Below are 13,628 nucleotides of genomic sequence, written 5' to 3'. Positions count from 1 at the left end.
AGCATAGGATCACGAGCGATCATCCCAACACCTCACACGGCGAATACGGTTAGAAGTCGGGCACCGGATGATCACTCTGTGGTTATGTCTGGCCGAAAATGTGAACCTGGAGGGCATCGTCAGGGTAACCGGATGGCACCGTCAACTTAACGCTTTTACTTGCTCTCTGCGGTGCTTAGGTCCGGAGCAGGCCACGCATTTTCAGTAGCTTAGCCTTGCCCGGGAATTGCTGAAAACAGCAGAAAGCGGCCTTTACTCGGTTAAGTTGACGGTGCCCCCACGAACTCAGACCCTCTATGGCAGCCACTCTCTATGACCGAGGTAGGCTCATTGTTCTCGGATGCAGAGTTCCCATGGTGGATCGCCGGTGGTTACGCGATCGAGTTCGCTGTCGGGCATTCGTTCCGACCTCATGCCGACATCGATGTTCTACTCCTGCGCAAGGACCAACACATAGACCACTGCCACTGGCCAGCCTGAGGACCGGACGAGATCAAGTGGACGTTTCCGACCGTCTCATCGCCCTCCACCATATGGAAGCGCGGGAACCGGACCTCAGGGTCGAATGCGATGAAGAAGGTGTCGTCATAGCCGCCGTCAGGATAAACGTCCTTCGTCCGCATCCAGTAGATGCTCATGGTACGACCGCCCCCATCAGCCCTTCATTGGATCTGGATCCGCTCCCCGGGACTGGATTGCCTGAAGCTCCCTCGTCAGCCGTTCGTTCTCGTCGCGCAGCCTCTTGATCTCTTCCGAGGCCTTGAGGATCGTTGCCACCGCTTTGCCAAGCGCCCTGTGGTTGATCACTTGTTTGGCCGCTTCGTGTAGATCATCCAGAATATCACTCATGGTTCATCCAGGAGATGCTCATCATTGTCCTTTTCCTGACCGATCCTCTCCCCGTTCTCTGATCCAGAGAGGCGCTTCGCTACTGCCTCAAGAGCGGCGCGGGCGTAAAGGCGCGGCAGGAACTTGATGTCATCGGGTTGCGCGGCCCAGTCCTTGTTGTCTGGGTTCATCTTTTTCCAAATCGCCTCGGCGGCGGCTTCGATCTCTTGCGGGTTCATTCCTTGATCCTCAGAACTTGTCGAGGGTGGCGGCTACCAGATCCATCGGATGCGTCTTGGCTTCTGCTCTCAGCTCGATCAACACTTCCTCCGCATTCTGCTTCTCATACTCGGCCAGTGTCGATGCGGCTTGACCGATACAGTAGGCGACGTTGTTCCTCACAACGTGAAAAGGGCGCGTATCAACGCCAGCCTCAATGAGTGTATTGGTGAGCCTGTCGGTCTCAATCGCCAAGGCTCTAAGCGCCTTGGCGAGTTCCTTCGCGTGGTTGGGTTTTTTCACCATGTCCTCCTCTTCGATTCCCACGCCCTCCGTCGCAGCTCGTCAGGCATCCACCTGCCGCAGCTTTTCGACCAGATGCATAGGCATGGAGTGATCCAAGCCACGATAGATCCAATCAAGGGATGCGCCTGTCCTGTCACAGAGCTTCAGGGCCTCATCGAGCGGGATGCGGCGGCCACCGCTCTCAAACGTATTCCAGTTCGGCTCGTGTGCGCCGATGAAATTCACCCACGCCCGCTTCTGGGTGAACCCCATAGCAAGGCGCAATTGGCGCAGTCGCAAGGCAATTTCATCAATCTTGTTCATCGCTTTCCCAATTTGCCGAACGACGTCGTCGATCCACCATCAATCCTTCCAATCCTTCTCCTGGAACGGCGGCGATCTTCTGCGCCACATGCAGCGGCAGGGTATGATCTAGACTCATGTAGATCCAATCCAGCGAGGCACCGGTCTTCTTCGCAACCTTGATGGCGTCATAGATGGTCGGGACACGGCGCCCCCGTTCAAGCTGATACCAAGTCTGCTCGTTGACATTGAGGAAAGCCGCAAAGTCGCGGACTGTCTCGAAGCCAACGGCATTGCGCAGACGGCGCAACCGCAAGGCAACATCCATTATCCCATCCATCCCCTGCCCCTCGCCAGAACCTCATTTCGCTCTGTCCTTTCCTCATCCGCCTCGGCATCGCACCCAATTAACAAAAGACCCCGGATCGCTCCGGGGCCTTCTGGGGGGTTTGTGACCGCGTTCCCGATATTGACCTCAATTGTAGCATGGTATTGCTCACAGGCGAGGCCAAGCAGATCGAGCGTGTTTTACGTTACCTGTCCTACGGTCAGAAGACGCAGATAAAGGATGCCCGTGCCAATCTGGCTAGAACAGAGAGGCCTGAGCGGCAGCCTCGGCGGCTCGATCTTTCTCGCCCCCAGCGATCTTGGAATTGTAATAGCTAGACGGTTCACTTTCAGGTCTTGCTGTCAGGTGTGACCCTGACGGGATGCCATGCCGCCTTGGGCTTCGATGTCGGCGGCAATGTCTTGTTGTCAGCGACGGTCGCAAAGTTCTCGCGCTTTCCGCCGCGAGGACCGACCTCGCGGAAGATTCCGCCTTCCTTTCCGGTGTTCTCGCCTGGTTTCTTGTCCATGACTGCGCCTTTCTCCGACAGTGGGTCGGAAGACCGTCTCTGGACACCAATAAGCCGCTGTCGGGAAAGTTCCCTTGGGAGGCGATTCCGGCTGGTCAGAACAGGGTGGCCTGAGCTGCGGTCTTGGCGGCTCGATCTTTCTCGCCTCCGGCGACCTTGGTGGTCAGGTCAGCCTATCTTTATCCGGAGGGTCAGGACCAATTCTCCCATGGGCTGCCGGGTTCGATGTAAGCCGTCTTAGCACCCACTGCCGCAATCCACTCACGGACCGCTTGGGCCACTGTAGACCCCGCCAAATGATGCCTCACGGCCGCCGCTAACCGCTTGTCGCGTATGCACTTGTTTTTCGAGTTTGCCTCAGCTTTTTGCTGAAAGGGATCATTGGTCTGCCTCACCCTCAAAATTTGCGGATTTGTTAGTCTGGTTGGAAGGCCAGAGCGGACGTTCAAATGCATCCGCTCTACGTCGCTGGTTGACCCGTTGGAGACCTTCACGGATTCAGGACAGGGCTGTCATTTAGAACCTGTTCCATAAGAATGACTGATGAGCCAATCCATGTGTTGAAAAGCAAGCTGAAGCATCCAAATTGACGGCTTGAACTGCAAAGCTCGTAACAGCTACATGGGCGAGCATCCCATCCGTTCCCTGTTGCCCTAGACGCTCATGTATGACGTTCTTAGGAAAACAATGTTAAAGTTATCCATCGTATCGTCTTTTCTCCTTCTTGAACAGTTCCACCATGATCTCGATGAAATCCTGAGATAGACGCGAATGCTGATAATGGGCTGGCCTCACCACCGAAATGTCGAAGGTGATGCTAGGTCTGAACGGACGGCGTACAACTCCTTTGGGGCTCAGATAGCTCGCCGTAAACGGATCGACGATGGAGACACCGAGCCCGGATGCGACCAACCCAATAGCGCTGGCAGCCAGGGACGTCTGCAGCGACTCGTGCTGGAAGACACCGGCATCCTTGAAGGCCTGATCGACCTTAAGACGCACAGGGCTGTTCCTACCCAAGTTGATGAAGGCCAGGTTCTTTAGATCGTCAGGCTCAAGCACCTCTTTCTTCGCGATTTCATAATGCGCAGGTACCACACAGACCGCCTCGACAGAGGGCAGCGGTGTGAGATCAGCGCCGGGAAATTCACCGCCAACTTGCGCGAACCCAACGTCGAAATGACGGCCCGCCACGAGTTCCAGGATCAGGCGTGAATTCAGACTTTCCAAAATCACGTTCACGGCCGGGCGGTCCGCATGAAACGCGCTGATGGCTTGCGTGATACAGCTCAACGACAAGGCGCCGACGGATGCACTGCGTAAGGTGCCTACCTTAGCCTGCCGCAGATCGATGGCGATCTTCGCGATGCGGTCCATGCCGACATAAAATCGGTCGACTTCGGCAAACAGGATCGTTGCCTCGTAGCTCGGAATGAGACGGTTACCCTCACGGCGAAAGAGCATGAGCTTCAAATCTGCTTCAAGATCCTTGATCAGGCGGCTCACAGCCGGTTGCGTGATCTTTAGAAGCTCCGCCGCCTTGTTGCATGGATGAGCGGATTGGTAACTGCAATTGGGTAGCGTAGAGGCCTATTCGGCTTCTGACCAAAGATCCCTGCCATGCCCTTCAAGACTCACGCCGCTCGCCGTCACCAGATCCCCAGGCAGCGACACAAGGTGACGAACTGGGCGACATACGACGCCGCCTTGCGCCAGCGCGGAAGCCTGATGGTCTGGTTCTCTGAGGACGCCATTGCCGCTTGGCGGGCCGAGCCCCGCACCACACGCGGTGGTCAGCCCCATTACTCGGCCCTGGCGATCCGAACAGCCCTGACGCTCCGGGCGGTGTTTCGGCTGGCCCTGCGTCAGACCGAAGGGCTGATTGGCTCCATTCTTGGGCTCCTGGGCCTTGATCTTGCCGTGCCGGATCACTCAACCTTGAGCCGCCGTGCTGAAACCCTTCAGGTGCCGAGATCAGCTCCGAGCACGGGACCAGTGCACCTGCTGGTGGACAGCACAGGCCTGCGGCTGTGCGGACCCGGGGAATGGCTGGTCGAGACACACGGCACCCGCAGGCGTCGGTCCTGGCGCACGCTGCACATCGGGGTCGACGCCGAGACCGGGCAGATCCTTGCCTCAGAGCTGACGACCAGCGATGTCGATGATGGCTCGCAGGTCGAGCCCTTGCTCGACCAGATCACAGCTCCACTCGCCTCCTTCACCGGCGATGGAGCCTACGATCAAGCCGGCGTCTACGGCACTGTCGCCCAGCGTCATCCTGCTGCTGACGTGATCGTTCCACCCCGATCGACAGCGGTGCTGCGCGAGGATGCGGATACCACTCCAACCCAGCGCGACCGACATCTCCAAAGCATCGCAGAGCATGGGCGCATGGGTTGGCAGAAGCGGTCCGGGTACACTCGTCGCGCCTTGGTGGAGACTGCCATCAGCCGGCTGAAACGAGTGATCGGGGATACGCTGCGCTCGCGGACAGACCGCCGCCGCAGGACAGAGGTCGCGATCGCCGTTCATGCCCTGAACTGGATGCTCGAGCTTGGACGCCCGAAGTCCGTCCGCGTTGCCTAAACTAAAGGCATAAGGTGGGCAGAGTGCATTCTCTAACCGATCCGTGCAACATGGTCGAGACGCGTTCTTGTGGCGCTCCAGGTCTGGACGGCAAACACCGGCCCCGGGGTGGCAAGGCCGCCTACGCATGCCTTGAGCTTGGTTCTTGTGAGATGGAAGGTTGGCCGCCCAACCACCTCCGAAAGCGAGAGGGTGCATAGACAGATAAGGGGGCGGGCGACGGCCGTCCCGCAAGGACGTTTGCTACGATGCCTGCAGTTGCGGGACCTGACGCAAGGCCGACATGGCCATGGCCAAAGGCGTAGACGATGTCTGAGGAAGCGCGGGCCGGTCCGATCACCGGCAATCCGTCTGGAGTCGACGGACGATGCCCCATCCAGCGCGAGATCCGCTCCTCGGGGATCTGCCTAGGCAACTGCGGATAGGTGCGTAGTGCGTGGTTGAGGAGAACTGACGCTCGCTTCCAGTTTGGTGGGGCACCGACGCTAGCAAGTTCAACCTGACCTGAGGCACGCAAGCCCTTTAGGGTTAGAGTATTCGCCATTTTCCCGTCGCTCGGCATTACAGGGATCCGTGGAGCGGCTTCGGGATCGGAGATGACAACGTGATATCCTCGTTCGCTCTCAAGGCTCACACGGTCTCCCGCTTGCAATGCCAGCGATTTCGATTGAATTCCTGCGGCGACAACAGCTCGATCGCACATGATTTCTCCAGTATCGGTGCGAACTGCGCGCAGCCGGCTAGCCTGTACGTTGAAACCAATCGCACGCGCCTTAACGACAGTCGCCCCCTGTGATTGTGCATGATGAATGAGTGCCGCGACGTACCTGCCTGGGTCGACGCAGTGAGCTCCTGCCTCAACGAGAGCTCCAAACTTATATCGGGCGTCCAGCGAAGGCTCCTTCGCACGCAGCTGTTCCGCGTTCAGCTCAAGCCAGCGCACCCCATTATCGCGCCTTAGCTTCCAAGCGAGAGCCTCTGCCTCGAATGCACTGCGATCCGGGTAGACGTACAGCAAGCCCGTTTGTTTAATGAGATCCTGCACTCCGGCCTCTTCGGCCAGTTTGGCATGTCGGGCTGGAGCGTCGCGCAGCAGTACAGACAAGGCCCGGGCCGTTGCCTCCACTCGGGCGACAGTAGCTCCAGCATAAAGGAACCGCATCAGCCAAGGCAGCAGTCGTGGGAATTCAGATGCCCGGATCGTTAATGGGCCAAGCGGATCCAGCAGGTAACCCGGCACTTTCTTCCACAGTCCCGGCATGGACATGGGGACCACTGATGCCGGACTTATCCAAGCTCCGTTGCCATAGCTAGCAGCCTGCTCACGCCCTGGTTCAGCTGGATCTACGATCGTGACCCGATGCCCCTCCTGCGTTAGCTCTACGGCGGTCGCGGCGCCGACGATACCAGCCCCTATTACAACGATGTGCAGGCTCATAGATGTTTCCCAACTCAAGTCATATTAGGACTAATCAACGTTGTTTCGCAGTAATCCGAAGTTTCAATGATGAACGAAGACAAGTCACGAGCGGCTAAGGATACGCCTCGGCTTCTGGCACGTTGTCGTCACATGTAGCCGGAGAACTGCGGGCTCTGAATTCCGCTGTGGAGCAATTTGACCAAGTGGTATATGCCAAATACCGGCAGTCCGGTTTCCGCTTGGATGGCGGGTGCATAAGGTTGCAGGTTTGTACATTCTAAAACAAGGCAGCCGAGGTCTGGCTGGTCTGCCTTCAGCTGCTTGCAAGCCGCGACGACCTCGAATCTTACCTGCTCGACGTCCATTTCAGTGCAATCACCGCCCGCCCCGAGAATGGCACGGCTAAATGCGGGGCATGACTCAAGCCCGCGCACGTGCACCAACCAGTCCGGATCCACGCCAACAGCAGCCAGATGCTCTTTGGATAGCTTACCGGCGTGCGCCGTTACCACACCGATGGGGCGGCTTCCGCCCAGCATTTGGCGCAACAAGGGAATCAGGAGCAGGCTCGACGTGGCCACTGGAACAGACACCGCCGAGGCGATCTCATCCTGGAATATCGCCAGAAACCCGCAGGTCGTCGTGATAGCCCGAACACCTTCTCGTTCTAGCTGCTTCGCGCTCTCGATGAATGCCGGGAGCAGCGTACGCGCTCGATCGACCTCAGCGACGATGCTGTCTGTCGTGGCCGCGCTGACGATCTTGTAACGAACGGGAAAGTCAAAGGTAGTTGCGTTCCCGACATCTCCCGGGATGCGGGGGAAAGATGTATCAAGGACAAGAATGCCGATTGTCTCGCCGTATACCGCTCGACCACCCTTTATGATCACTTCAGCCTCCTTCGCAGCTGAGTTCTACCATTCGACGCAGTTGATCGATGCAATCAGTACATCGGTACGTCCAAGTGCTACGTGCCTCAGAGTAAGAGGCTGGTGGACAAGACGCTTGTGACGGCGACGGGTAAGAACTGCACCTTTCTTGGTCAGAGTTATAGAGAGGAACCAAGCCCTCTCTATAAATGTCGTGTATATCGCGATGCCTAGATCACAAATATCGGCGTGAGCAGGCTGTACTGTCGTCCTACCCTCCACAGAGGAACCAGCATCCATTTGGCAGTTTACTGCTGCTTGTACCTGTCCATGATGGATTGGCCGGCGGCACCTGCTCGCTTGGTCCAATCCGCAGCGAGCTGGTCGCCGATCTTCTTCAGACCTGCCTGGAGTTCCGGCGACGGCGGGCTCACGTTCATGCCCTTCGCCCTGAATTGGTCAAGGTACCAAGCCGACTTCTCCTTAGCCATCTTGAGGCCGCGCTCCTCGGCCGCTGCGGATGCCTTGAGAACGGCCTCTTGGGTCGGCTTGTCGAGTGCGTCGAAAGCGGCCTTATTCACGAAGACTATGTTGCGCGGCAGCCAAGCCTGAACGTCGTAGAAATACTTTTGCGACTCCCAGACTTTGGAATCGTAACCCGTCGAACCAGATGACATCCATGCGTTCACGACTCCAGTTGCAAGGGCTTGGGCCATTTCGGCAGCCTGCACTGTGACGGGCTGAGCACCAACGGCTTCACCGATCCGCGAAGTGCCGACGTTGTACGCGCGCCACTTTAGGCCCTTCATGTCCTCAACGGTCTTGATCTCTTTCGAGGCATAGAGGCCCTGCGGCCCCCATGGAACGGAGTAGAGTAGCTTGAGACGCTGGCTGTCGAGCTTCTTCTCGATCTCGGGCTTAGCAGCCGCCCACAGCTTCACCGAGTCCTCAAAGCTGGTCGCGACAAACGGAACGATGTCGGCGCCGAAAACCGGGTCCTCGTTCTCATGGATCGACATGAGAACTTCGCCTATCTGTGCTTGGCCCGTGGCAACCGCGCGCTTGATTTCGGGCGCTTTGAACAAGGAGGCGTTCGCATGCACCACGATCTGAAGTTTGCCGCCGGTTGCCTCTACATCCTTTGCAAACTGAACCAAGTTCTCTGTATGATAATTGTCCTGCGGATATGCGGCAGGCAAGTTCCACTTGGTTTGTGCTGACACCGGTGCAGCAGCGGCAAGCAGTGCTGTCAAGCCGAAGGCAATACTGGTTATAGTCTTCATTGGCTAGTTCTCCTCTGGTTTAAACCGGCATGGTCAACCATGTGTAGACGCCCCTGGTGACGCAAGAAGAATCTTCGGGTTGATCCAGCGCGTGGTCAGGGCTGCCATGTGTGCGGCCTCTCATGCGGCTCACAGGCCGCGGGCCCGGATGGGAGTCCGCGGATCAGGTCCAAGTCAAAGTCCCGTGCTCGCGGCACCGGTTGATAAGCTGGTTGTCCCGATCCCGTCTCAGTGACCGTTGCGCCATCTCTCTCCTTGGCATCGTCAACTTAACCGAAGAGTGACCCGGATCGAGCTATCCGTGAGGGATGAAACCGATCCGTGCCCCTCATTACGCCCGCCACCGCTTTCCGCCTGAAGTGATCAGCCACGCCATCTGGTTGTACTTCCGGTTTCCGCTCAGTCTGCGCATGGTGGAGGAGATGCTGGCGGCTCGCGGCTTCTTGGTCAGCCATGAGACCGTGCGACAGTGGGCTCTGAAGTTCGGGCAAAACTTTGCCAACCAGATCCGCCGCCGTCTGCCGGTACCTGGCGACAAGTGGCACTTAGACGAGGTTGTCGTCAGCATCGCCGGCAAAAAGCATTGGCTCTGGCGCGCAGTAGACCAGCATGGAACTGTGCTCGACATTCTGGTTCAGAGCCGTCGCAACGCGAAGGCCGCCAAGCGCCTCCTGCGGAAGCTGCTCAAGAAGCAGGGCATGGCACCGCGCGTGATGATTACCGATAAGCTGGCCAGCTATGGCGCGGCCAAGCGAGAGATCATGCCGGGTGTCGAACATCGCCAACATCGCGGCTTGAATAACCGGGCGGAGAACAGCCATCAGCCGACCCGACGACGCGAGCGCATCATGAAGCGCTTCAAGTCAGCCGGACAGGCGCAACGCTTTCTCTCGGTTCATGATCAGGTGGGAAATCTCTTCCGCCGTCCCGCCACCACCAACGCCGCCGATCATCGCATGTCTCGAGCTCACGCCTTCCGAGTCTGGGCTGAGGTCTCGGACGTCGCCACTGGCCACTGATCAGACGCTCCAGGAGGGGCGGATCTATCGCAAGCCGTTAAGTTGACGATGCCGCCTGATGGCCCTGGGCTTCGTGCCGTCGGAAAGCGCCTTTGCGTACTTTGAGGTGCTGCAGCGCTATCTGCAGACACACGGCAAGCCGATCGCTTTCTGCTCCGACAAGCCTGCCATCTTCCGGGTCAACAAGGAGGAGGCGGCCAGTGGCGATGGCATGACCCAGTTCGGCCGGGCGCTGGCAGAGCTCAATATCGAGATTATCTGTGCCAACTCCAGTCAGGCCAAGGGACGGGTCGAGCGGGCGCATGCGACCTTGCAGGATCGGCTGGTCAAGGAGCTGCGGCTGGCCGGCATCAGCGATCGGGAGGCGGCCAATGCGTTTCTGCCCGGCTTCATCGCGAGCTACAACAGCAAGTTCGCCCGGCCGCCGGCGCGGGATCGGGATCTGCACCGGCCGCTGGAGGGGATGAACGATCTCGGCGACATCCTGTGCTGGCGCGAGACGCGGCGGGTCTCCCGGCAGTTGGTGGTGCACTACAACCGGATGAAGTTCACGCTGCATCCGACTGAGATCACGGCGCGGCTCGTGGGTCAGACGGTGGAGATCTTTGACTTTCCCGACGGGCGGCTGGAGATCCGCTGGAAAGGGCTGTCGCTGGCCTATGCGGTGTTCGACAAGCTGCAGCGGGTCAATCATGCCGCGATTGTCGAGAACAAGCGGCTGGGCGAGGTGCTGGCCTGGATCAAGGAGCGGCAGGACGCCCGGCCCATTCCGTCAGGCGTTGGGGCCGGACCCCGCCGTTCAAGTCAGAAGGCCGGCCTGATGAAAGACCGCGTGGATCGCCTCGCCCAGGTCGCCCAGTTCCAGCCCAAACCCAAACGCCTGGGCCGTCGGCGCTCCGATCGGACAGTCTGCGCACCGCCGCCCCAGGCTCCGTCTCACCCGACCTGACTGACAGTTTCGCTTTGCGCCTCACGCGACATTTCAACTTGGTTGCCACAGGGCTTGTAGAACACCGTTAGAAAGGTCACCCCTCTCCCCGTTACAAATGTCACTCTCCCTGGGGTGATCGTACTGGGGAGATTGGGTCTGATGACGGTGATCGCGATGAGCCGGCCGGAGATCGATCGGGTTCACGTTCTACGCGATGTGGCGGCAGACCGAATTTCAGTGCACGAGGCCGCCCAGTTGCTGCGGATCACGCGCCGGCAGGTATTCCTCACGCGCTTAGGATCTGCGACGCAGGATCGATCCGGTGAACCTCTATCAACACCATCACGGTCCCCACCAACTCGCGGTGTTCGTCCCGCATCTCGACCGTGACCTTACGGACGTCGCTCATTGGCCGCCGGTCCCGCCCGATCTCTGCCGCTGCCTCGGCCGCCGCAAGTTCGGCAGCGTCCAGGCTGTCGAACTCGCGGCCCTCGTCATCGGATGTGAAGCTGCCGCCGTCCCGCACGTCGAAGTAGAAGCGTGGCATCGCAATCTTCCTCTGAAACGATGCCTACCAACTCAGGAGGGGGGCGGTTCGTTCGTCGTTCCATACTGCGCGTTATCGGAAATTCGCGGCGGGTTTTGAGGGGCGCGTGAGTTCACCTAGAACGCACGTGCGGTAGGTTTGGCGTGCACTCGCTTTTCCATAACCAGTCTTATCGAAAATTCGCGGCCCTAAAACGCCAGAAGCCCCGGATCTCTCCAGGGCTTCGGCTGTGGGCGGTTCCTTGCCTTAGGGGCCGGATCGGCACCAACGGTCAGGAATTGGTGGAGATCCATGCCGACGAGACCGCGGCAGGGCAGGCGCAGGAGATGGTCGCTCAAGCGAAGCGGAGGAGGGGGGATCGGGATCTTGAGGCAGTCAGGCTGAAAATTTCTCGGCCCATTGGGGAATATAAACACGAGCCAAGGTGTCCCAGATGAGGGTCCCGCACCGCAATGGCCCTGCTTTCAGTTGCGCAGGGTCGCGACAGGGACTCCATGCGGCTCACGAAGACCGTGCTTATTCTTTGCAGGATACTTTGTAACTGCTTCTGCGAAGACAATGGGAGGACTCCATGGCACAGATCACCGGTACAGAATTCACGGCTTTTGTTACCCAGGGAACGACCAAGGCTGACACGCTCGTCGGCACCTCGGGCGCGGACACCATCTCTGGCCTCGGTGGCAACGACCTCATCAATGGCCTCGGGGGTGCCGATACGCTGGATGGCGGCGACGGTGACGACACGATCAACGGCGGTGACAGCACATTGTCTGGTCTGGATGATACGATCGATGGCCGGAAAGGTAATGACATCCTGAACGGCGGCTCGGGACGCGACAGGATATTCGGCGGCGCGGGCAGCGATACGATTGACGGGGGTGCTGGAAACGATATCGCGCTCAACGGCGATGACGGAGACGACCTCATCTATGGTGGCGACGGCAACGACGGAAACATGAACGGCGGCGATGGTGACGACACGATGTATGGCGGCACCGGTCATGACGATCTCTGGGGGGACAACGGCGACGATGCCTTGCATGGCGAGGACGGCGACGACTTCCTGAATGGGCTTGACGGAGACGATCAGCTTTTCGGCGGTGCCGGCAATGACGATCTCGAAGGCGGCGGCACCGGGAGCGACTTTCTTTCCGGTGGCGACGGCAATGATGAGCTGGAGGGCTACAACGGTGCCGATGTGCTTGAGGGCGGCGGCGGCGCCGATACGTTCAAGTTCTCCTTGGCCCAGTTCAACCCGCACTCGCCTCTCGCTACCGCCGATCAAGTGCTGGATTTCGAGGGTGCCGGTGTCGCTGGCGGGGACCAGATCGAAGTCTCAGGCGTGCAGTATCTGGTGTTCCGTGGCGAGATCTCTGTCGATCCGATGGCAGGGGCCGCTTTGACCGGAGCTGGCAACGGCCTAACCGATCTGTTCTACACGGTTCGCGCCGGCAACACGTGGCTGCTGGCGGACGACAACGACAATGGCGTGCTGGACGAGACAGACTTTGCGGTCCAGTTCGTTGGCACCCACGCTTTCACGGAGGCGGACTTCAGCGCCCGGACAGACTTCGTGATTGCTGGAACCGACAATGATGACACCCTCTCCGGCACTGACGATGCCGACGTGATCTTCGCCCTCGGCGGCAATGATACCGTTTCTGGTCTCGATGGGGACGACGAGCTACACGGTGGCGACGGCAACGACACGATCAATAGCGGGGCTGGATTCGATACGCTTTATGGCGATGCGGGCAACGACACCCTCTCGCTCAAGGACAGCGACTTCGGCAGCGCCTTTGGCGGAACGGGCAATGACCTGCTGAGTGGCAGCGACGGGTTTGGCTCCGATCTCAACGGAGAGGAGGGGAATGATATTCTCCAGGCCGGTGCCGGGGGGAGTTCGCTGAATGGCGGCGAGGGGGACGACCAACTGGTGGGTAGCGCAGGTCAGGATCAGTTTACCGGCGGCGCAGGTCTCGATCAGTTCGTTTTCGGCACACAATGGAGCTCCTCGACCTTCTCAGGCGACATCATCTGGGATTTCCAGGACGGGGTTGAGAAGATTGACCTCAGGGGAACCGGCTTGACCTTCGAGGATCTGACGATCGAGAATATCGAGCCAAATGAGTTCTTCGCCTACGCGACGATTAGCAATCCCACTGCAGGGTTTATTGAGGTGCGCACCACCTTCAATGAAGATTTCGTCGCACGGGTCCACATCGACCAATCGGACTTCCTGTTCGACCTGTAGCCGCGGGCAGGTTCGCCCGCGGCGCATCTGGACAACATGGAAGGCAGGGATACTCCCCGCCTTCTTCTTTGTCGCCGCTTCGCTGCGGCAAATGGGGTCAGCGCAAGATGTGTTCCTGATTGAGCGCCGGCATTATCAACCAAACACAGCTTTTCCTTTGCAGCTAAGCTTTTGCGTGAGATTCTGATCTCGTGATCGATGGCCGGATCAGGAGGTCAGCATGCAGC

General features: G+C 58.9%; 16 protein-coding genes and 2 pseudogenes. 5 read left to right on the top strand and 13 right to left on the bottom strand.

Translation table 11 applies throughout. The annotated features are described in order from the left end of the window. Window positions 1-312 precede the first annotated feature (312 nt). Window positions 313-480 carry a nucleotidyltransferase domain-containing protein gene (locus ACS5Q1_RS41320; protein ID WP_473103675.1) on the top strand — a complete coding sequence of 56 codons (168 nt, stop codon included), beginning with the start codon at window positions 313-315 and terminating at the stop codon, window positions 478-480. On the opposite strand, the gene ACS5Q1_RS41315 is transcribed toward ACS5Q1_RS41320, so the two are convergent. The 9 genes and pseudogenes from ACS5Q1_RS41315 to ACS5Q1_RS41275 all read right to left on the bottom strand — a co-directional run. Further along, window positions 411-638, bottom strand: a complete 228-nt coding sequence (locus tag ACS5Q1_RS41315) for a hypothetical protein (protein WP_473103677.1) — start codon at window positions 636-638, stop codon at window positions 411-413. The two genes, ACS5Q1_RS41320 and ACS5Q1_RS41315, sit on opposite strands and share 70 nt — an antisense overlap. Before the next feature lie 16 nt (window positions 639-654). Beyond that, window positions 655-849, bottom strand: coding sequence for a hypothetical protein (locus tag ACS5Q1_RS41310; protein ID WP_473103674.1), 195 nt, complete (start codon window positions 847-849; stop codon window positions 655-657). Continuing rightward, window positions 846-1,067, bottom strand: a complete 222-nt coding sequence (locus ACS5Q1_RS41305) for a hypothetical protein (RefSeq protein WP_473103673.1) — start codon at window positions 1,065-1,067, stop codon at window positions 846-848. Before ACS5Q1_RS41305 ends, ACS5Q1_RS41310 begins: the two co-directional genes overlap by 4 nt. A 10-nt stretch (window positions 1,068-1,077) precedes the next feature. Continuing rightward, complete coding sequence (locus tag ACS5Q1_RS41300) at window positions 1,078-1,353, bottom strand: hypothetical protein (protein ID WP_473103672.1); 276 nt, start codon at window positions 1,351-1,353, stop codon at window positions 1,078-1,080. 39 nt (window positions 1,354-1,392) lie between these two features. Then, window positions 1,393-1,656: a helix-turn-helix domain-containing protein gene (locus ACS5Q1_RS41295; protein ID WP_473103671.1), complete on the bottom strand. Its 264-nt coding sequence runs from the start codon at window positions 1,654-1,656 to the stop codon at window positions 1,393-1,395. Beyond that, window positions 1,643-1,963 (bottom strand): helix-turn-helix transcriptional regulator, encoded by a 321-nt coding sequence (locus ACS5Q1_RS41290; protein ID WP_473103670.1) that lies wholly within the window; start codon window positions 1,961-1,963, stop codon window positions 1,643-1,645. Before ACS5Q1_RS41290 ends, ACS5Q1_RS41295 begins: the two co-directional genes overlap by 14 nt. A 349-nt stretch (window positions 1,964-2,312) precedes the next feature. Further along, window positions 2,313-2,492, bottom strand: a complete 180-nt coding sequence (locus ACS5Q1_RS41285; protein WP_473103669.1) for a hypothetical protein — start codon at window positions 2,490-2,492, stop codon at window positions 2,313-2,315. A 696-nt stretch (window positions 2,493-3,188) separates the two neighbouring features. Further along, the gene (locus ACS5Q1_RS41280; protein WP_473103676.1) at window positions 3,189-3,869 is read right to left on the bottom strand and encodes a LysR substrate-binding domain-containing protein; all 681 of its coding nucleotides are present in this window, start codon (window positions 3,867-3,869) and stop codon (window positions 3,189-3,191) included. A 57-nt stretch (window positions 3,870-3,926) separates the two neighbouring features. Continuing rightward, a pseudogene (locus tag ACS5Q1_RS41275) lies at window positions 3,927-4,025 on the bottom strand (helix-turn-helix domain-containing protein); the annotation flags it as partial. Window positions 4,026-4,112: 87 nt separating this feature from the next. Between ACS5Q1_RS41275 and ACS5Q1_RS41270 the strand changes: the two are divergent. Then, the gene (locus ACS5Q1_RS41270; RefSeq protein ID WP_473103668.1) at window positions 4,113-5,078 is read left to right on the top strand and encodes an IS5 family transposase; all 966 of its coding nucleotides are present in this window, start codon (window positions 4,113-4,115) and stop codon (window positions 5,076-5,078) included. 121 nt (window positions 5,079-5,199) lie between these two features. Here the strand turns inward: ACS5Q1_RS41270 and ACS5Q1_RS41265 are convergent, their stop codons facing one another. From ACS5Q1_RS41265 to ACS5Q1_RS41255, 3 genes are all read right to left on the bottom strand, one after another. Beyond that, a complete protein-coding gene (locus ACS5Q1_RS41265; protein ID WP_473103667.1) occupies window positions 5,200-6,516 on the bottom strand; it encodes an NAD(P)/FAD-dependent oxidoreductase in 1,317 nt (438 codons plus the stop codon). 128 nt (window positions 6,517-6,644) lie between these two features. Then, complete coding sequence (locus ACS5Q1_RS41260) at window positions 6,645-7,388, bottom strand: aspartate/glutamate racemase family protein (protein WP_473103666.1); 744 nt, start codon at window positions 7,386-7,388, stop codon at window positions 6,645-6,647. A 287-nt stretch (window positions 7,389-7,675) separates the two neighbouring features. Next, window positions 7,676-8,650 (bottom strand): TRAP transporter substrate-binding protein, encoded by a 975-nt coding sequence (locus ACS5Q1_RS41255; protein ID WP_473103665.1) that lies wholly within the window; start codon window positions 8,648-8,650, stop codon window positions 7,676-7,678. Between the two features lie 308 nt (window positions 8,651-8,958). Between ACS5Q1_RS41255 and ACS5Q1_RS41250 the strand changes: the two genes are divergently transcribed. Continuing rightward, a complete protein-coding gene (locus tag ACS5Q1_RS41250) occupies window positions 8,959-9,669 on the top strand; it encodes an IS6 family transposase (RefSeq protein ID WP_473103664.1) in 711 nt (236 codons plus the stop codon). 52 nt (window positions 9,670-9,721) lie between these two features. Then, window positions 9,722-10,618 (top strand): annotated as a pseudogene (locus ACS5Q1_RS41245) (ISNCY family transposase); the annotation flags it as partial. Between the two features lie 268 nt (window positions 10,619-10,886). Here ACS5Q1_RS41245 and ACS5Q1_RS41240 read toward each other — a convergent pair. Then, window positions 10,887-11,147 carry a DUF6894 family protein gene (locus ACS5Q1_RS41240; RefSeq protein ID WP_473103663.1) on the bottom strand — a complete coding sequence of 87 codons (261 nt, stop codon included), beginning with the start codon at window positions 11,145-11,147 and terminating at the stop codon, window positions 10,887-10,889. A gap of 571 nt (window positions 11,148-11,718) precedes the next feature. On the opposite strand from ACS5Q1_RS41240, the gene ACS5Q1_RS41235 reads away from it, so the two are divergent. Further along, window positions 11,719-13,401: a calcium-binding protein gene (locus tag ACS5Q1_RS41235; RefSeq protein ID WP_473103661.1), complete on the top strand. Its 1,683-nt coding sequence runs from the start codon at window positions 11,719-11,721 to the stop codon at window positions 13,399-13,401. The last annotated feature ends 227 nt before the right edge of the window (window positions 13,402-13,628 follow it).

Source organism: Microvirga sp. GN3 (assembly GCF_055792825.1).
Note: the sequence above shows the minus strand (reverse complement) of the source record. Positions and strands in the feature narration are given on the sequence as shown.